18 protein-coding genes, 2 tRNA genes and 1 CRISPR repeat array (1 of these 21 running past the window's edge) are annotated in these 20,802 nt (G+C 31.4%); of the genes, 5 read left to right on the top strand and 15 right to left on the bottom strand.

Going from position 1 to position 20,802, the window contains the following annotated elements; genetic code table 11:
- The 15 genes from F553_RS0108270 to F553_RS0108200 all read right to left on the bottom strand — a co-directional run.
- A partial coding sequence (locus F553_RS0108270) for an S-layer homology domain-containing protein (protein ID WP_425269984.1) occupies positions 1-203 on the bottom strand: 203 nt, incomplete at its 3' end.
- Positions 204-306: 103 nt separating this feature from the next.
- Positions 307-2,385: an alpha-glucoside-specific PTS transporter subunit IIBC gene (locus F553_RS0108265; protein ID WP_018999739.1), complete on the bottom strand. Its 2,079-nt coding sequence runs from the start codon at positions 2,383-2,385 to the stop codon at positions 307-309.
- Positions 2,386-2,540: 155 nt separating this feature from the next.
- Positions 2,541-3,872, bottom strand: coding sequence for a 6-phospho-alpha-glucosidase (locus F553_RS0108260; protein ID WP_008537412.1), 1,332 nt, complete (start codon positions 3,870-3,872; stop codon positions 2,541-2,543).
- Positions 3,873-4,198: 326 nt separating this feature from the next.
- Complete coding sequence (locus F553_RS0108255; protein WP_018999738.1) at positions 4,199-4,675, bottom strand: MarR family winged helix-turn-helix transcriptional regulator; 477 nt, start codon at positions 4,673-4,675, stop codon at positions 4,199-4,201.
- A 77-nt stretch (positions 4,676-4,752) separates the two neighbouring features.
- Entirely contained in the window at positions 4,753-5,943 is a 1,191-nt protein-coding gene (locus tag F553_RS0108250) for an MFS transporter (RefSeq protein WP_018999737.1), read from the bottom strand.
- 215 nt (positions 5,944-6,158) lie between these two features.
- Positions 6,159-6,920, bottom strand: coding sequence for a MurR/RpiR family transcriptional regulator (locus F553_RS0108245; protein ID WP_018999736.1), 762 nt, complete (start codon positions 6,918-6,920; stop codon positions 6,159-6,161).
- Positions 6,921-7,053: 133 nt separating this feature from the next.
- Entirely contained in the window at positions 7,054-7,245 is a 192-nt protein-coding gene (locus F553_RS0108240; RefSeq protein ID WP_015563285.1) for a hypothetical protein, read from the bottom strand.
- 42 nt (positions 7,246-7,287) lie between these two features.
- The gene (gene feoB, locus F553_RS0108235; RefSeq protein ID WP_018999735.1) at positions 7,288-9,183 is read right to left on the bottom strand and encodes a ferrous iron transport protein B; all 1,896 of its coding nucleotides are present in this window, start codon (positions 9,181-9,183) and stop codon (positions 7,288-7,290) included.
- Positions 9,184-9,206: 23 nt separating this feature from the next.
- Complete coding sequence (locus F553_RS0108230; protein WP_008537397.1) at positions 9,207-9,431, bottom strand: FeoA family protein; 225 nt, start codon at positions 9,429-9,431, stop codon at positions 9,207-9,209.
- A gap of 204 nt (positions 9,432-9,635) precedes the next feature.
- A complete protein-coding gene (gene mnmA / locus F553_RS0108225; protein WP_018999734.1) occupies positions 9,636-10,703 on the bottom strand; it encodes a tRNA 2-thiouridine(34) synthase MnmA in 1,068 nt (355 codons plus the stop codon).
- Between the two features lie 106 nt (positions 10,704-10,809).
- Positions 10,810-12,168, bottom strand: a complete 1,359-nt coding sequence (locus F553_RS0108220; RefSeq protein WP_018999733.1) for a replication-associated recombination protein A — start codon at positions 12,166-12,168, stop codon at positions 10,810-10,812.
- Between the two features lies 1 nt (position 12,169).
- On the bottom strand, positions 12,170-12,619 hold the full coding sequence (dut, locus tag F553_RS0108215; protein ID WP_018999732.1) for a dUTP diphosphatase: 450 nt from the start codon (positions 12,617-12,619) through the stop codon (positions 12,170-12,172).
- Between the two features lie 104 nt (positions 12,620-12,723).
- Positions 12,724-12,798, bottom strand: a tRNA-Cys gene (locus F553_RS0108210).
- A 3-nt stretch (positions 12,799-12,801) separates the two neighbouring features.
- Positions 12,802-12,876 (bottom strand) — tRNA-Gly (locus F553_RS0108205).
- 182 nt (positions 12,877-13,058) lie between these two features.
- The gene (locus F553_RS0108200; RefSeq protein ID WP_026296983.1) at positions 13,059-13,403 is read right to left on the bottom strand and encodes an ASCH domain-containing protein; all 345 of its coding nucleotides are present in this window, start codon (positions 13,401-13,403) and stop codon (positions 13,059-13,061) included.
- Between the two features lie 261 nt (positions 13,404-13,664).
- On the opposite strand from F553_RS0108200, the gene F553_RS0108195 reads away from it, so the two are divergent.
- From F553_RS0108195 to F553_RS0108175, 5 genes are all read left to right on the top strand, one after another.
- The gene (locus F553_RS0108195) at positions 13,665-14,645 is read left to right on the top strand and encodes a biotin--[acetyl-CoA-carboxylase] ligase (protein ID WP_008537391.1); all 981 of its coding nucleotides are present in this window, start codon (positions 13,665-13,667) and stop codon (positions 14,643-14,645) included.
- Between the two features lie 20 nt (positions 14,646-14,665).
- Positions 14,666-15,484, top strand: coding sequence for a type III pantothenate kinase (locus tag F553_RS0108190; protein WP_008537390.1), 819 nt, complete (start codon positions 14,666-14,668; stop codon positions 15,482-15,484).
- Positions 15,481-16,437 (top strand): tRNA dihydrouridine synthase DusB, encoded by a 957-nt coding sequence (gene dusB, locus F553_RS0108185; protein ID WP_018999730.1) that lies wholly within the window; start codon positions 15,481-15,483, stop codon positions 16,435-16,437. Before F553_RS0108190 ends, dusB begins: the two co-directional genes overlap by 4 nt.
- Before the next feature lie 315 nt (positions 16,438-16,752).
- Positions 16,753-17,559 carry a DUF368 domain-containing protein gene (locus tag F553_RS0108180; RefSeq protein WP_008537388.1) on the top strand — a complete coding sequence of 269 codons (807 nt, stop codon included), beginning with the start codon at positions 16,753-16,755 and terminating at the stop codon, positions 17,557-17,559.
- 171 nt (positions 17,560-17,730) lie between these two features.
- Positions 17,731-18,996 (top strand): O-acetylhomoserine aminocarboxypropyltransferase/cysteine synthase family protein, encoded by a 1,266-nt coding sequence (locus F553_RS0108175; RefSeq protein ID WP_008537387.1) that lies wholly within the window; start codon positions 17,731-17,733, stop codon positions 18,994-18,996.
- 199 nt (positions 18,997-19,195) lie between these two features.
- Positions 19,196-20,802: direct repeats of the CRISPR family, unit length 30 nt; unit sequence ATTTAACTTTAACAAGAGTTGTATTTGAAT; it runs 1,706 nt beyond the window's last position.

The following is a 20,802-nucleotide window of genomic DNA, read 5'->3' as shown; positions in this document are numbered from 1 at the left end:
TGTAAATCTTCTTTTGCCATAGCACGAGCTACAATCTGAGCCATTTCATAACGTGTCATTGTTTTATTGCCCTGGTATGTTCCATCTGGGAAACCATCAATTACGCCATCAGCAGCAAGTGTTGCCACTGCATCATAAGCCCAGCTATCTTGAGGAACATCACTAAATGGATTACTAGCAGCTCCTGCTACTCCTGTATTCATTAAAACTAAAGCAGATGTTGTAATAGTTAACGTAGATTTGTTAAACATATTATACTCTCTCCTAAAATCATAAAAGTTATATAAATAAAAATCATAAATAAAATTAATATGTGCCTACAGTTGTTTTGCCTGCAATTACTTTTTGTTCTTTTTCAAATTTTAATAAGCTATATTGGTCAAAATTAGTAGCTATCATAATAGTGATTGGATTATATCCAGCTCTTTTGATTTTTTCAATATCAATTTCTACTAATTTATCGCCAACTTTTACTTCATCGCCAGCTTTGACTAAAACTTTGAAGCCATCGCCTTTCATATTAACTGTATCAATACCTATATGAATTAAAATTTCCATATCTGTATCAAGTTTAAGACCAAGAGCGTGTCCTGTTTCTTCCATTACCATCATAACAGAACCATTAGCTGGTGCTGTAATATATTTTTCAGTTGGAATAATTGCTACACCATCGCCCATAGCACGAGAAGCAAATGCTTCATCAGGTACATTTTCAATAGACACTAAATCACCAGTTGCAAAAGCTTTTAAGCTTGGAGATTTATCTGTGTTAGAAACTAATTCTTCTTTTTGAAGTACATCGGGACCTTGAAGTAAAGCTTCAAAACGTTCACGAACTTGTGGTACAGAAAGACCTACAATTACTTGAATAGCACAACCATTATGAACTAATCCATGAGCACCTGCTGCCATAAATACATTTGTATCTTTTACTAAACTATCATCTTTTACAGTTACACGAAGACGAGTAGCACAGTTTGTAACATCTACGATATTATTTTTACCACCTAAAGCTTTTAAAAATGCAGCAGCTTTTCTATCGCGTTCATCAATATTTTTGCTAGCTTTATAGTCAGCTTTAGTATAAAGTTTATCTGGTTCTGCATCATCGCCACGACCAGGAGTTTTCAAATCAAGTTTAATAATTAAAAATCTAAAAACAACAAACCAAATACAAGTAAAGATTAAACCAATGATAATTTGAGTAATATATGTTTCATAGTGATTATTAAATAATGGAATCCAATCCTGGAATAAAGCACAGTCTAATATACCGCCACCAAAGTTACCAGTTACACCAAAGAAATACATAGTAGCTGCTAAAGTACCAGCTAAAAGTGCATGAATTAAGAATAATACTGGAGCAATGAATAAGAAAGTAAATTCAAGTGGTTCAGTGATACCACAAAGTACGGCAGTGATTACTGCTGGAATTAAAATTGCTGCAACCTTTTTACGACGTTCAGGTTTAGCTGTGAAATAAATAGCAAGTGCGATACCTGGACAACCGAAGATTTTACTCATACCATGAAGTGCAAATCCACCTTGAGGGAATAACTCAATAAGAGGTTTTGTAGATTGAGCAAATTCTTGAATATGTTGAAGCCAATAAGCCTGTATACCGCCATCAACAACGGCTGGACCAAAAATAAATGGAATATAAATGAAATGATGTAATCCTGTTGGAATTAAAATACGTTCTAAGAAAGTATAAAGCCATACACCAAACACACCAGCAGAAGTCAAGAAATATTGAAGTGAAGCAATACCTGCTTGGAATTGTGGCCAAATCAAACAAAATAGATAAGCTACAGGTAACATTAAAACAAAACCAGCAACAACTACTAAGGAAGAACCTTTAAATAAGCCTAAATAGTCTGGTAAGTTTACATCAAATAATTTTCCATGTAAATATACAGCTAATGAAGCAATTACGATAGCACCAATCATACCAGTATCTAAAGTTTTAATATTAGCTACCATAGCAAGACCACTACCTGCTACTGCTTCTTTAGAAAAATCTACGCCAAAACTTGGGCCCCATAAAGTCAACATTGCTTGTACAAAATAGTTGAAAATAATATATATTAAAAATGCTTCCATACATGCACGAGCATTATTTTTCTTTGCAAGCCCAATTGGTAAACCAATTACAAATAATAATGGTAACTGATTAAATACTGTCCAAGCACCTTGTTCAATAATATACCAAAAATTATACCAAGCAGTGCCTTTTTCAGCTATAGAACCTAATATCATTGGATTTTTACATAAAATTGACAATGCTACAATGATACCAAAAACCCCAAACATTAATACTGGTGTAAACATTGCACCGCCAAAACGTTGAACTTTTTGCATTACAACATCCTTATTAAATGCCATTTCTCTCGCCAGCCTTTCTTTGCTCTCTTATTTAATTAATATTACTATTTATGTAAACCTTCTGAATACTTTATTCAAAAATCAAGGCACAAAGTAATATGCTCTGTGCCTTGAAATTTTAGTAATACAATTCTCTTAATATATACTTCTCTTTATTATTTTAATTCAGGCCAATAATCTTTATTTGCTTCAATTAAATCATCTAAAATAGCTTTTGCTACAGATGCACTTGGTACTGTTTTAGATAAAGTGAGTGCTTGCCATAATTTCTGATAGCTACCTGTAATCCATGCTTCTACAACAAGTTTTTCTACAGATACTTGCTGTTCCATCAAACCTTTTTGGAATTGAGGAATTTTACCGATGCAAACTTTTTCATAACCATTAGAACCAACGATACAAGGAATTTCTACCATAGCTGTTGGGTCAAAGTTAGAAATAGCACCATCATTTGGTACGATTAAAAGCATACGAGCTTTTTTGTTGAAAGCAATAGCTTCTGCAAGGTCTACGATATAGCTTGCATGGTCATCACTTTGGAATTTACAATCAACAGCTGTACCTTTTTCTACAATTTCTTTAGCTGCTGCAAATACATTTTTTTCACGATGTTCCATAACTTCATTTGCACGAGTATGGTCTGGATGTTGATTGTCATGATTAAATACATAATCAGAGAATAAGTAATATTTTAAATATGTGTTTGGTAATGTATCTGGGTCAACAGCATAAACATCTTTAGCTTTGCCAAAAGTATCATTCCAACTAGCTTCATCATTATGAGCTTCTGGATTTACAATATAACCATATTTAGCAACATGTTCTTTGATACGTGGCATTAAATCATTACCATCTTTATCGCGGATATCACACCACCAACCAAAATGATTGAGTCCATAATAGCGAACAGTCATATCTTTTCTGCCACCTGGAAGACCTAAAATTTCAGCCATTCTGTCTTCAATACCTACTGGCATATCGCAGATGTTGATGATTTTAGAATTTGGACGAAGTCTTCTAGTTGCTTCAGCTACGATAGCTGCTGGGTTAGAGTAGTTGAGCATCCAAGCATTTGGAGAATATTTTTCCATATAATCTAAGATTTCAATAACTCCACCGATAGAACGCATACCATAAGCAATTCCACCAGGGCCACAAGTTTCTTGACCAAATACGCCATGTTTCATTGGAATTTTTTCATCTTTTTCACGCATTGCATATTTACCAACGCGAATATGAGCCATTACAAAATCTATATCAGTGAATGCTTCTTTTGGGTCTGTCGTATAAGAAAATGCAATTTCAGGAGCACGTTCTTTTAATAAGATTTCACATGCTTTAGCAATTTTTTCCTGACGTTCTGCATCATTATCATAAAATTTAATCTGACGAAGTGGGAAACGGTCTGCATGATCTAAAAGCATCATTACAATACCTGGTGTAAAAGTACTTCCGCCACCTGCAATTACAATTGAAGATTTTTTCATAATTAAAACCCCTTTTCTTTAATCATAAATTTCATTTATGTATTAGTTTTTGTTTTTTATCAACCTCATGGCTATATAATAATCTAATATACTCATAAATTCAATAGTTTCAAGGGTTTTAGGGTTTTGTTACCTTCACTTGCACTTTATCACAGCCCATGTGATATATCACATCACTATTAAAACACTATATATATTATAAATACTAATGCTTTTATTATTTCCCAAAATTGATATAAATATTTACCAAATTACGTTATCACATAAAAAAATCAGCCTTGAATATCTTTAACAATATTCTCAGCTGATAATATATTATATTTTTTCTATTCATCTACTGTCAACGTATTTTGACAAATGCGATGTAATAATTTAAATAATGCATATCTTTCTTCTGCCGTTAAACCCTTCAATGCTTTCACACGATGTTTTGTTACTCGTTTTTCTAAAAAATCATAAAGCTCTATCGCATGTTCAGTAAGAAATATATATTTTTCTCTTTTTCCTTGAATGCGTTGACGCTTAACAAGATTTTTTTCTTCCATCTTTTTTATTGTTTTAGATATAGCTGCTGGTTCTACATTCAAACAATTAGCCAATTCTAACTGTGATATATTATCATGTTCTTTGACCATTTTCAAAATAGACCACTCAGAGCTATATACATCTGCTGTATAAATCTCACTATTAAGCGTTTTTGAAAAAGCTCTCATCGTTTGATAAAGTTGATGAATTAATAAATCATCTAATCTATCATCTATTTGAGGATATTTTTCACTATCCACTTCTTTTATCCTATCCATATCATACTAATTCCTTTCTGCTAACTATATTCTTCGTTATAGCAGAAAATCTCTTATATGACAACTCATATTTTTATTTAAGCGAGTTCTTCCTGTTCATTTTGCTTTTTTACTTTCTTTTGTAAAACGAAATGATTAAACATGAAGAATGCTATAAATATTACCATAACACCGATTACATAATAATACATATTAACATAACCAATTGAACCAGCTACACTGCCTAATAAAATAATACCACTGCTTGTACCAATATCTAACATATTATAAAAAGTAGCACTAGCACCACTACGACGGTCTGGAGTAACAACATTAAGCATCCATGTCATAAGAGAAGGCAATAATAAACCGCCTCCAAAACCATAGAATACAGAAGCTACTAATAATACAGTTAAAGATTGTGCTGAAACTAATATTCCTAATCCAATCAAATATAAAATACCGCCTGGTAAAATTACCCAGAAGCCACCTTTACTATCAAAAATACGCCCGCCAAAAGGTCTAGAGATAAATACAAATATAGTACCAACTATAAAGAATAAACCTGCATTTTCAATACCTACTTCACTAGCCATCATTGCAATAAAAGTATTTACACTGCCATATGCTGCACCAAATAAAATTGTCAATATTGAAGGTATTCCTGTACCATATTCACACAACTTATGACGGATAGACATATGCTTTTTCTCAGTTGGTAAAGGAGCTTCTTTCGCATTACATAATTTTGCACTAACAGCAGCCAAAAAGGTAACTATCATTGAAGTAAAAAATAATATATTTGCACTAAAATCAGTCAATAACATAACACCCAAAGCAGGAGCTACAGCCATAGCCACTGTACTGCCAAGACCAAAATAACCAATGCCTTCTCCACGTCTTTGAGCTGGAATTACATCAGCAACCAGAGCAGCTGCAAAAGTCGTACTAAGACCAAAACCTATACCATGTAAAATACGTGCTGCTATCAAAGAATAAACTGATGTAAACATATCATAGCTCAAAGTAGCTAAAAAAGAACAAAGCAAACCTAAATATAAACATTTCTTTTTACCAAATTTACGTACACCTGCATCTGTGAATAAACGAATAAATATTGCAGAAAAACCAAAAATTCCTGTTATAATTCCAATTTCTGCACCACTAGCTCCAATTGACGCAGCATATAATGGTAAAGTAGGTAATAAAAAATGAAAACCTGCAAATAATAATCCATTAGCACCAACTAAAGTTATAAAATTTCTTGTCCATAATTTTATATTTGACATTTTACCCTTCCTTTCAATAATTCTCATGAATTAACTAGTTAACTAATAAGCTATATTTATAATTAACCAGTTAATTATAAGACAATATTTAATATAAACTTTATGATTTAACATGTCAATATATCTTGAAAATGTTTATTTTATAAAATATTTCCAAATCTTCTAAATACAATAAAAACAGTATTTTAAAATTATAAAATACTGTTTAAAGTTCATTACTCTATTTGTTCTGCACAATATTGGCTATAACTAACAAACCACATTTCTACTGCCAAGAAAAAACCTAACATAGACTTATATTCAAAATCTACAGTAGCTGGCAAATCTATAGGCGTAACATATATATTTTCTGTGCTGAGTGTTGCTAATGTATTACTTTTTAATTGTGTCAAAGAAATAATCGGTATTCTTTGTAAATGAAGTTTTTTAGCAAGTTCTACAACATTTTTAGACTCTCCACTTAAAGAAATAATAATAAATAAATCATCTTTTCTTACATTTCTTATAACAGTTTTAAACTCATCTGGACCTTTTATCTCATAAACTAAAACATTACAATTTACGAATAAACGCAAAATTTCACTAGCAACATTTTTCTGTACATGACCTGAAGCATAGACAAATATTCTTTTAGCATTATGTAATAATTTATTTAATCTTGTGAAATCTTGTTTTGCTATTTCTTCCCCTACATTTTTGCATAAATTTACTGTTGCTTCAGCAATATCCATTGATGGCTTTTCTCTCGCTTGACTTATTTCCATTTTTAACATCATTTTCAAATCACTAAAACCATCAAGACCTAATTTCTTAGCAAAACGAAGCACTGTTGTTCGTGAAACATTACAATTATCAGCTATATCATAAATAGAAATGTAACAACATTCTTTTTTATGTGCATAAATATAACGCCATACTATTAAATCTGTAGGATTTAACTTATCTAATTTGTTATTAACTAATTCTTCTAGTGTCATAATTTCTTCCTCTTTTTATTCTTATTCTAACATCATCCTTATAATATAGTATTTCAATCGCCTCTTATATGTCAAATAAAAAAATAGCTATTAGCATTCTAACTAATAGCTATTTTTACATATTTATAAATTTTTATTTACTACTTTTATTTGTTTGGCTTATATGACATCCACTGCAATGACAACTACCAGAACAACTACTTCCACTACCACATGAATCACATTTTCCTGAGGAAAAATTATGATATATGCGTTTCATACCAAAAACAAAAGCTATAAATATTATCAAAGCTATAATCCAAGTAGCAATATCACCTGTCGTCATTTAAAAGCCTCCTTTTATTTTTATACTAAATATCAAAATTTATCAAAAACCTAATAATGTGCCCACTTGATAAACTAATAAAGATACAACCCATGCTACAACAAAATTACCAATAGCAGATAAGAACATCCATTTCCAACCACCAGCTTCTTTCTTTATTGTACCAAGTGCTGTCATACATGGTGTATATAACTGGCTAAACACCATAAATGCTAACGCAGACATTGTCGTAAATGCCATCTGTAATCCAGTATTAGCTACCATACCTACAGCTTCAACAGTTTCAGTATCAGGGCTTAAATCAGGTAAACCATATAAAATACCCATTGTAGAAATAACAGCTTCTTTCGCCATAATACCAGTAATAACAGCAGAGCCAGCTTCCCATGTATCAAAACCATGGAATACAAACAATGTGGACATAATACCACCAAGACTAGCTAATAAAGATTCAGACATATCTTCTACTTGACCTGCAAAATTATAACTGCTTAAGAACCATAAAATTACAGACATAGCAAAAATTATTGTACCTGCTTTTATGAGATAACCTTTACCTTTATCCCATGTTTCTAACAATACTGTTTTCATATCTGGAATACGATATGGTGGTAATTCTAAAACAAAGCTTGTATTATCTTTTTCAAATACAGTTCTGCTCAATATACTAGAAGCTAAAATTGCACCAATTATACCAATAAGATACATAGCAAATACAACATCGCCTGCATTTTCACCAAAGAAAATAGCTCCAAATAACGCCATTACTGGAAGTTTAGCACCACAAGTTAAAAACGGTGTTACTAAAATAGTTATCATACGGTCTTTTTCTGAATCTAACGCTCTAGCTCCCATAATACCTGGAACAGCACAACCGAAACCACAAATAATAGGCATCAATGCTTTACCACTAAGACCAGCACGACGCATAATTGGGTCCATGACGAAAGCTACACGAGCCATATATCCTGTACCATCTAAGAAACTCAAACAGAAAAATAATGTGAAAATAAGTGGCACAAAGGTAAGCACTCCACCTACACCAGCTATAATACCATCACATACTAAAGAATGTAACCAATCAGCTACACCTAATCCAGTCAACGCTTCATCTGCCCAACCATAAAAATCTTCATTTATAAGTACATCTAATTCATCAGCAATCGGTTGACCAATCCATGTAAAAGTAATCTGGAATACAAGATATAACATTAATACTAAAATAGGTAATGCCATAAAGCCATTAGCTAATACTTTATCAATCTTTTCAGTGAGATTATTACCTACATTTTCCTTAACGACAACTTGCTCTACAATTTTATCAATAAAAGCATAACGTGCTTCTATAATTGCTTCTTCTAATTTTTCTTTATCGCTAATAGTAGCTTTTAACTTTTCAATATTAGCAATATGTTCTTCCACTTGTTGAGAATTTTTATAACTATCCATCACTGTAGAAGTGAAGATATCTAATAATTTATTAGTGGATTTTTTACTGCGACCTACAGTTTCTACTACAGGCATTCCTAATAATTTTTCTAACTTAACTGTAGAAATTTTAATTCCTTTTCTATTCGCTTCGTCCATCATATTAAGGTCAACTAATACAGGAATACGACGCTCTAGCAATTGTAAACATAAAAATAAATTACGTTCAATATTAGAAGAATCAATGACATCTACAATAATATCAGGTTTTTCTCCACTTAAATAGTTTTCTACGATAATTTCTTCTGGAGAACGTCCATTTATGCTATATGTACCAGGTAAATCCATTACAGATATAGCTCTATCTTTATGTTTTGTATAACCTACTTTTTTATCTACTGTAACTCCTGGCCAGTTACCAATTTTTTGTCTAATACCAGTTAATTCATTAAATATTGTTGATTTCCCAGTATTGGGATTTCCTGTCAATGCTACGGATAATGTTGCCACTATTATCTCCCTCCCATTAATTATTAAGCAATTTGAGTAACTGCAATCTTTGCCGCATCAGATAAACGAATAGACATATTAAAAGAACGAATAGATATCGCAATCGGGTCTCCAAGTGGCGCTGAACGCAATACCTTTACTTTTGTACCTTTTACCATTCCCATACTCATAAGACGCTCTTTCAATTCTGAAGCCTCTATAGACTCAACTTTTACTACCATTCCTGGTTTTGCTTCCTTCAAAGTCATAATGTTCCTCCTTCTATTTTTAAATCTCTTTTTATATTCGTTTTTGATTTTGATAATAATTATTATTTCTGTTAACAACTGCATTATATAGCAAATGATAATCTATGTCAATAAAAATGATAAACATTATCTGTATAATTATATTTATTCTCAATAAAATAAAAAGCAAGAGTACCATCTACCCTTGCTTTTATCGTTAATATATTATCTTATTATATTTTTAATTACACCGCCACCGCCAACGATTTCATCTTCGTAAAATACTACAGATTGCCCTGGTGTAATCGCTCTTTGTGGTTCACTAAATAAAATTTTAGCCAAATTGCCATTATCTAATGGTTCCACAGTACATTCACATTCTTTAGCGCCATAACGAATTTTAGCATTAGTAACGAATTTTTCAGTGAAATCATCTCTTGTGATAAAGTTTAAATCTTTAGCTACTAATCCTTTAGCGAAAACATCTTTATTTTCACCAACAATTACACGATTGCGTTTCACATCTAAACCAACTACATATAATGGATGAGCAGCAGCTATACCTAATCCTTTTCTTTGTCCCACAGTATATAATGGTACACCTTCATGTCGACCCAATTTATTACCATTGACATCAACAATATCACCAGGTTTTAAAATATGTGGTGCTTTTACTTTTAAATAAGCTTTATAGTCATCATTTGGAATAAAACAAATCTCCTGACTTTCAGGCTTATTAGCTACTGGTAAATTCATTTTTCCAGCTAATTCACGAGTTTTTTCCTTGCTATAATTTCCAAGTGGCAACATAAAATGCTTTAATACATCTTGTGTCAAAGTATATAAAACATATGATTGGTCTTTTCTTACATCTAAACCTTTTTTTAATAAATATCTGCCTGTTTTTTCATCTTGTTCAATACGTGCATAATGACCAGTAGCTACACAATCTGCACCTAATTCTAAGCAATCTTTTAATAAACTACCAAATTTTACAGTATTATTACATCTCACACAAGGATTAGGTGTTCTACCCTTTGCATATTCACTGATAAAATATTTTATTACATCATCTTTAAATTTCTTATGATAATTAACTACATAATGTGGAATATTCAAAGCATCTGCTACTTTTTTAGCATCACTGACAGCAGTTGAACCGCCTGCTTCTCTACTTTCATCACTTAAAGTCATCGTTACACCAATGACATCATAACCTTGTTCTATCAATAAAGCAGCTGTAAGCGAACTATCTACGCCACCACTCATAGCTACTGCTACCTTTTTTTTCATCTTCTTTTCCCCTCTAAAAATCTATCTACAAATAACAAATATATATTTCCTAGTAAATAACTAAGATATATTCATATACTAACAAACTAATGCTTCTTTGTCAAAATTAAGATTTTATTTTTTCACAAAACTGCATATATCTACCAATTTTTTCTTCATATCCATTTGATGTTGGCATATAATATTTAGCATTTTTTATTTTATCAGGCAAATACTGTTGTTTCACTATATGATATGGATAATCATGAGCATATTTATAATCTACACCATGACCAAGCTTTTTAGCACCTTTATAATGACAATCTCTTAAATGTATTGGCACTTGTCCACAATCTTGACTTTTTACTTGCTCTATAGCTTTATCAATCGCCAAATAACTAGCATTACTTTTAGGCGCAGATGCTATATATGTTACTGCTTGTGCAAGTGGTATACGAGCTTCAGGCATACCCAAAAATTGAACAGCTTGCACTGTAGCCATAGCCAAAACTAAAGCTTGTGGGTCTGCATTTCCCACATCTTCAGAAGCACAGATAGCAATTCTTCGAGCAATAAAATTAATATCTTCACCTGCTACCAACATTCTTGCTAAATAGTGCAACGCCGCATCAGGGTCGCTTCCCCTCATACTCTTGATAAATGCCGATACTATATCATAGTGATTATCACCGTTTTTATCATATGTTTGAATTTTTTCACTGATAATACTTTCAATAATTTCTTTATTTATATTATGATTTTGCTCTAATGCCACATCACCAGCTTGCTCTAATATATTTAAAGCCACTCTAGCATCGCCACCAGCATATTGAGCTATTATCGATAATATTTCATCATCATATTTAAATTCATATTTACCCAAACCGCGAATTTTATCTTCTAAAGCTACTTTTAAGATATCAATTAAATTTTTTTCATCTAATAATTCTAATTTTACTACACGAACTCTAGATAATAACGCATGATTTACTTCAAAATACGGATTTTCTGTAGTAGCACCAATCAAGATAATTCTACCATCTTCAACATAAGGCAATAATACATCTTGTTGAGCTTTATTAAAACGATGTATTTCATCTAAAAATATAATTGTACGTTTACGATAATATCTTCTATTTTCATCAGCTTTTTCAATGATTTTACGCACATCAGAGATACCAGCAGACACTGCGTTTAATCGAGAAAATTCACTTTTTGTCATACCTGCAATCATTTTCGCAAGCGTTGTCTTTCCTGTACCTGGAGGCCCATATAAAATCATCGAAGGTATTTTATCTTCTTGTACCATTCTCCGTAAAAATGATTTTTTGCCCAGTATTTTTTCCTGTCCTATATATTCATCAAAATTACGTGGTCGCATTTTTTCAGCTAATGGACGATAGTCTTCATCCATCTCTATGGTATTTTCGCTTATATTTTCATTATTTTCACTAGCCATTGCTGAAAATAAGTCTAAATCTTGCATATTATTCTCCTGTTGAACCAAAACCGCCACTTCTTATAGTATCAACATTTTTTTCATCATCTATAGTTAAAAATTTATAAAAAATGGCTTGAGCTATTCTCATACCTTTAGTAATTTCTACATCTTCATCACCAAAGTTTATCAGACCAATCATTATATGACCTTCATTATCTTCATTGTTATAATAATCTGCATCAATAACACCTTGAGAATTTACTAAATTCAAATTCTTTTTAAAAGCTAAACTAGAACGAATATGTATACCTAAATATTCATCATCTTGCATATAAGCTTTTAATCCTGTTGCAATTACTGCCATTTGCCCAGCTTTTATAATTTTATCTTCAGCAGCTTCGATATCATAACCTGCTGATTTACTTGTTTTTCGAGTTGGTAAATTTATATGTTTATCTTTAAAACTACTTATTATTTCAAAACCACGATTACGCAAAAAAACAACTCCTTAAAATTATATTTAATATTTTTCACAGCTCAATATTTTATTATATAACAAAAAATGCACTGTGCAATCACACAGTGCATAATAAATTCATTTGGAGGCGGCACCCAGATTTGAACTGGGGAATAAAGGTTTTGCAGACCTCTGCCTTACCACTTGGCTATGCCGCCGTCTGGAGCGGAAAACGAGGCTCGAACTCGCGACCCTCACCTTGGCAAGGTGATGCTCTACCACTGAGCTACTTCCGCATTTGACGTTTTTTGTCTGCCGCTGTATCAGCGACATGTATTATTATATGCATAACAGAGTATTTTGTCAACAACTTTTTTGAAAAAAATTTAAAAATTTTTTCAATGCCTCCAAAAGCCCAATAAATAAGCTATTTTCCCATTATATAGAAATGAAAAAATAGCTTATTATTCAAAATTTCTTAAAGAACTTCAGAAAAATATATTACTGTTACAGTATCATCTAAAGTAATTCGACGCTGATAAATATTTTCAAAATCTAAACGTAATCCTTCTAATGAATCAATTTCTGGATTTTGATGACCTAAATCTCTTGAAGTTAATTCAGCGAATTTTTTTACGCGAACTTTATCAATGATTGCTGTATATAATCTTTTTTTCACTTCATATTTTTTACCAGTAGTAATCCACACTATAGAACTTTCTGGATATTGACTGCGAACATCTCCTAAGCGAACAGTACAATTTTTTTTGCGTGACATAATCAATTCTTCATGTTTTTTTGCCTGAAAGTTTAATGCCATCATCATAATCTACCTCCAATTTATAAAATATAATCTAATTCTTAAAGATATTTAAAGATATATATATTATATTTTACTAAAATTTGTAAAAATCCTTTTTTCTTCTAAAATTTATTATCTAACTTTATTGCGAATATGACTTTGTTAGGCTATTATATATTTTAACAATCAAGATTTTTATTAATCTATTTATTATATTTATATCACCTATCAAAATCTTAAAGAAAAGAGGGTAGCTATTGTTATTTTATAACAATTTTTATTATGCGTTCTCAAATCTTAAATTTATTAAAACAAAATGGCAACAAATTTTTATCTGGTGAATACTTAGCTGATACGCTAAAAGTATCTCGAACTGCTATCTGGAAACATATAAAAGCATTACGTGATAATGGCTATAATATTGAAAGTGTTCCTAGAAGTGGTTATCGTTTGATTGACTCTCCAGACTTATTATCAAGTGAAGAAATAAAATCTTCTCTCACTACTAAAATATTAGGTTCTGAAATTTTATATTTTGAAACTGTAGACTCCACAAATACTCAAGCTAAAAAAGTAGCACTTCAAGGTGTTAAAGATGGTACTATCATCATCAGTGAAGAACAAGGTGGTGGTAGAGGCAGATTATCTCGCTCTTTCTTTTCTCCTAAATATAAAGGGATTTGGTTTTCTGTCATTTTAAAACCAAAATTTTTACCTCAAGAAGCACCAAAATGCACATTGATGGCTGCTACTGCTATCACCAAAGCTATCGAAGATGTTACTGGTGTAAAAGTGGGTATTAAATGGCCTAATGATGTTTTATATGAAGGAAAAAAATTAGTAGGTATTTTGACAGAAATGAATGCTGAAATGGATTGCATAAATTACATCATTATTGGTATGGGAATTAATGTCAATATTGATAAAGAAGAAATGCCTGAAGAAATTCAAAATATCGCTACTTCTTTAAGTCAAATTACAGGTAAAAAAATTTCTCGTTTAAAACTTTTAAATAAAATCTTGTATTACTTAGAACATTTGTATATAATCTGTCAAGAGGAAGGTTTTGCACCTATTCTTGATGAATGGCGTAAATACTCCATTACTTTAAATCAACATATCCGTGTAATCGGCACAAATGAAGTCTTAGAAGGAATTGCCGTGGATATTGATGATGATGGTGCTCTTCTTGTAAATATTGATGGACAAATAAAACGTGTGTTAGCAGGCGATGTTTCTATTCGACCAGTACAAAACCGCTAAACTCACAGATGGAGGATAAAATGCTTTTAGTTTTTGACATTGGTAACAGTAATATCGTTATGGGGGCTTATGATGGTAAAAAACTTTATCGTCATTGGCGAATTTCCACCGACCGACAAAAAACTGGCGATGAGTATGGTATGCTCATAAACGAACTGTTCCGTTTCCAAGGTATGGATATGAACGATATTGATGATATTATTATCTCATCTGTTGTTCCACCTCTTGTTATTCCTATTAGTAAAATGTGTGAACGTTATTTCAAAATAAAACCATTACTTGTAGGTCCTGGTATAAAAACTGGCATTCGCTTAGTTTATGAAAATCCACGCCTTTTAGGTGCTGACCGTATTGTAAATGTTGTTGGTGCTTTTGAACAATATGGTGGTCCTTTAATTGTAATCGATATCGGTACTGCTACTACTTTTGATGTAGTAAATGATAAAGGTGATTTTTTAGGTGGCGTAATAGCTCCTGGTATCGGCATGTCAGCAGATGCTTTATTCCAAAAGGCTGCTAATTTGCCTCGTATAGAACTTGTTACTCCTAAAAATGTAATTTGCCATAATACTATTACAAATATGCAATCTGGTATTATCTATGGTGCTGTAGGGCAAATAGATGGTATTGTAAATCGTATAAAAAAAGAATATGGTAAAGATATGACTGTAATCGCAACTGGTGGACTTGCTCGCATGATTGCGGAAGAGTCTAGCACTATTGATAAAACAGATCATTTCTTAACTTTGACTGGTCTTCGCGTTCTCTATGAACGTAATGCTGCTTCAAGAAAGGGGTACTTAGAAAGGTTAAAAAATAAGCCTTCAAATAATTTATGAAAATAGGAAACTTAGAAATAACTACTCCCGTATTTTTAGCACCTATGGCTGGTGTAACTGATACTGCTTATTGTATTTTAGCTCAACGTATGGGCTGTGGTCTCGTTTATTCTGAAATGGTCAGCGACCAAGGTATTAATTTTCGCAATGAACGAACTTTAGAAATGTTAAAGACTGTTCCTGAACAAAGACCTTTAGCTATTCAATTATTCAGTGGCAATCCTGAACGTATGTATAAAGCAGCTAGTTTTGTAGCTTCTTTGAATTGTTGTGATATGATTGACATAAATATGGGGTGCCCTGCACCGAAGATTGTACGCAATAATGAGGGTTCAGCTTTAATGAAAGATCCGGTTTTAGCATATGAAATAATGTGTGCTACTCGTGAAGCTGTAAAAGATATGCCTGTTACTGTGAAAATGCGTAAGGGCTGGGATAGTGAACACTGTAATGTCGTTGAAATGGCTGGTCTTGCTCAAAAAGCTGGGCTTGATGCTATTGCTGTTCATGGCAGAACTAGGGAAGAATTTTATCGTGGTCATGCCGATTGGGATATTATTCGCGAGGTTAAGCAGGCTGTTGATATTCCTGTAATTGGTAATGGTGATGTTAGAACTTGCCAGGATTTAAAAAATATTTTTGAACGTACTGGTTGTGATGCTGTCATGATTGGTCGTGGGGCTCAGGGTAATCCTTGGATTTTCCGCCGTTTTAAAGAATTTTTATTTACTGGTGTTGATCCTGGTGAACCTAGCATTGATGAAAGAAAACAGGTTATTTTAGAACATTTGGATATGCTTTTGAAATGGAAGGGCGATTATATTGGTCCTCGTGAGATGAGAAAACATGCTACGTGGTATACTCATGGCTTGTATGGCAGTGCTAGTTTGAGACAGAAGTTTAATTCGGCTGTTTGTAGGGAAGATTTCGTTAAAATTTTAAATGATATGTGATTATATGATTTTATTTGGTTAAATTAGAGCGATGTTTTTACATCGCTTTTTATTTATTTTTTCGTCTAGACTTTTGCTAAGCTTGCTATTTTTTAACGACATCTATTTTATGTTGTCTTTCATTTTCTTTTCCAATTGATGATTTGATTTTGTAAAATCTTTGTAAAATCTTTTTTTGTTAATTGACTTTATTTTTTACAAACTATACAATTATAGTATGTTTTGAAAATCTCATATTAGACATAACCTTTTATAGGCTATGTCTTTTTTATTGTCAATTTATTTTTTATTTTAAAAGGGGTTTTGTTTACTTTTATGAGAAATTATGTTGTAACTTTTGCTAAGTCGTTAGTTGTTGGTTCTACCATGTTAGTTCCTGGTGTTAGTGGCGGTTCTATGGCTATGATACTTGGGATTTATACTAAATTAATTTCTTCTGTAAGTTCATTCATGAAAAATAAATTTAGAAATTCTCTTTTTTTAACTATATTTTTAGCAGGTTCTTTAATAGGTATTGTTTCTTTTTCTAAACCTATTTTGCATTTAATTGAAACTTATCCTATGCCTATGCTTTATTTCTTTATGGGTGCTGTAGCAGGCAGTGTGCCTTTGATGTTTCGCGAGGCTAAATTAACTAAATTTTCCTGGACAGTCCCTATATATGTCGCTATTGGCTTTTTAATTGTTCTCTTTTTTGAAATGTCTCCTATCAGTAATGTAACTACAAATGATGCTACTAATTGGTACACTTATTTATTATTAGTTGTTGCTGGTTTTATAGCTGCTATTGCACTTGTTCTACCAGGAATAAGCGTTTCTTATATGCTTTTATTGATGGGATTATACGATGAAACTATGCGTGCGGCTTCTGAATTTTATTTACCATTTTTAATTCCATTAGGATTTGGTCTAGTTGTGGGTATTTTACTAACTACTAAATTATTAGAAAATCTTATGCAAAACTATCCTCAACCTACTTTTTTAATTATCCTTGGATTCATTTTAGGTTCTATCTTGGAGCTTTATCCAGGTATTCCGCAAAATGAAGAAATTTTTATCTGTGCTTTAACTTTGATTTTAGGATTTGGTATTATTAAATATATTTCCTCTAAAGATGTTTAAACAAAAAACTAGCAGGTATTTATTTTACTTGCTAGTTTTTTCTTTTAAAAATATATTCAGCTTTTAAACATATTTACAATAAATAATTTTCTTCATGTATATAAATACTTTCTATTTTGTCTATAATGTTTTATAATATAATTTATATTTTACTAAGGAGGCTATTTTTTTATGAAAGATGCTACTAAATGTTTACATTCTGGATACAGCCCTAAAAATACTGAACCTCGTGTCATGCCAATTGTGCAAAGCACTACATATGTTTATGACTCTACTGATGATGTTGCTGCTGTTTTCGATGAACCTACTAAATCTTTAATTTATTCTCGTTTTGCTAATCCTACAGTCATGGCTGTTGAAAATAAAATTGCTGACCTTGAAGGTGGCGTTGGTGCTATGTGCACTACTTCTGGTCAAGCTGCTAACTTACTTGCTATTTTAAATATCTGTAATGCTGGTGATAGCTTTATTTCTACTACTCAAATCTATGGTGGTACTGTAAATCTTTTCGCTTTCACTTTAAAAAAATTAGGTATTGAATGTATCTTTGTTGGTCATGATGCTACTGATGAAGAAATTCATGCTGCTTTTAAACCTAATACTAAAGCTGTTTTTGGTGAAACTTTAGCTAATCCCGCATTGACTGTTTTTGATATCGAACGTTATGCAAATATCGCTCATGCTCATGGTGTTCCTTTAATTGTGGATAACACTTTTGCAACTCCTATCTTATGCAAACCATTTGAATTTGGTGCTGATATTGTTACTCATTCCACTAGTAAATATATGGACGGTCATGCACTTCAAATCGGTGGCGTAATCGTTGATAGCGGTAATTTCAATTGGGACAATGGTAATTTCCCTGAATTAGTAGAACCAGATCCATCTTATCATGGTCTTTCCTATACAAAAACTTATGGTAAACAAGCTTATATTTTAAAAGCTAGAATGCAGTTAATGCGTGATTTCGGTTGCTATCCAGCTGCACATTCTGCATTCTTATTAAACTTAGGTCTAGAAACTTTACCTGTACGTATGAAACAATACTGCGAAAATGCTCTTACTGTTGCTAAATATTTGGAAAGCAATGATAAAGTAGAAAGCGTTATGTACCCTGCTCTTGAAAGCAATGAATCTTATCCTCTTGCTAAAAAATATTTAAAAGGTTGCAGTGGTGTTATCACTTTCGTAATCAAAGGTGGTAAAGAAAACGCTGTCAAATTCATGGACTCCTTAAAATTAGCTTCTAATGAAGTTCATGTTGCCGATATTCGTACTTGTGTTCTTCACCCAGCAAGTGAAACACATCGTCAATTGACAGATGAACAACTTGAAGCTGCTGGTATCAATAGCGGTATGGTTCGTTTCTCTGTAGGTCTTGAAGATATCAATGATATTTTAGATGACTTAAAACAAGCTTTTGCTAATGTAAAATAATTATTTAAAGGCATTTGTGTAAACAAGTGCCTTTTTATTTTCCCAGCCATTTTTTAGCTTAAAACCTGAAATCCTTATAAATAAAGGATTTATTAAAAATCAAAAAATCAATCTCAATCGCTGGTAAAAATTTTCATAAATATTGATATTTCAACCTTTATAAACTATAATTATTTATAAAAGTATTGATTTTACTGGCATTTAACTTTAACAAGAGTTGTATTTGAATAATTTTTTATAAAATCCATTTAGAGAATACATATTTATTTAACTTTAACAAGAGTTGTATTTGAATTAAATCTGTAAATATAGAATTAGTTTTATAATTTAATTTAACTTTAACAAGAGTTGTATTTGAATAGCCTTAGGTAGTGGCAAGCTACAAGGTGATGAATTTATTTAACTTTAACAAGAGTTGTATTTGAATAAGTAGATAACATACCCAGATGTTAATTGTGTCATATTTAACTTTAACAAGAGTTGTATTTGAATTGATTATTACCTTCTTTATTGTTTTTCTTTAATTTATTTAACTTTAACAAGAGTTGTATTTGAATATGTATCTGTGAAGGCTATGCAGACGATGGTAAAAAATTTAACTTTAACAAGAGTTGTATTTGAATAAAATAACTCTAACTGTTCCGTTTCCCGTATTTACATTTAACTTTAACAAGAGTTGTATTTGAATTAAAAAGGTCATGAAAGAAGGTCAATATGAATAATATTTAACTTTAACAAGAGTTGTATTTGAATACACTAACGAAGCCCGCGAGCAGTTGAGATGAGCAGATTTAACTTTAACAAGAGTTGTATTTGAATTACGTGTGCTACACTTTTAGATAATGCAGAAGCTAAATTTAACTTTAACAAGAGTTGTATTTGAATACAATCTTTTAATAGAGCAGTAAATAATAATAGTTTATTTAACTTTAACAAGAGTTGTATTTGAATTGGTCTTGTAAAAGGTGAACCTAGTAATTGGAAACGAATTTAACTTTAACAAGAGTTGTATTTGAATAGCAAAGGAGACAGCTTTTGGTGTAGCTAGTGCTGTATTTAACTTTAACAAGAGTTGTATTTGAATTCTACTGTGATAATAGAATTATTATTTATGTCAAATTTAACTTTAACAAGAGTTGTATTTGAATTCTTTTGCACCTTGGGGAAAAATCATTCCTCCTGGATTTAACTTTAACAAGAGTTGTATTTGAATAGAAGCTAAGGATTGGATAATAACTATACAATCATTTAACTTTAACAAGAGTTGTATTTGAATTCATCTGTTTCTAAATCTCTAGCAGGTTTGTAAATATTTAACTTTAACAAGAGTTGTATTTGAATTTTGTTTAAAGTAATATATCATATCGGCAGAACTAAATTTAACTTTAACAAGTGTTGTATTTGAATACAATATCATTCATTTTATCTATAGTTGGTTTTATTATTTAACTTTAACAAGTGTTGTATTTGAATAAGAAGAAGTTTATAAAATTTTTCAAGTAAATGAATTTAACTTTAACAAGTGTTGTATTTGAATTGTTTTGGCTACCTTCTGCTGGTTTTTCTACTCTAAATTTAACTTTAACAAGTGTTGTATTTGAATAAACTAGGCAAAGTAAGTTTAGCAAGTCCCATAAGTATTTAACTTTAACAAGTGTTGTATTTGAATTTAGCTTCCCAAGAACTATATAACATTTCTACATTAATTTAACTTTAACAAGTGTTGTATTTGAATTTTTTTTAAAAAATCCCCACTGTATAATTGCGTCCATTTAACTTTAACAAGTGTTGTATTTGAATTCTGAA

The organism is Megamonas rupellensis DSM 19944, assembly GCF_000378365.1.
GTDB classification, from domain to species: domain Bacteria; phylum Bacillota; class Negativicutes; order Selenomonadales; family Selenomonadaceae; genus Megamonas; species Megamonas funiformis.
Note: the sequence above shows the minus strand (reverse complement) of the source record. Positions and strands in the feature narration are given on the sequence as shown.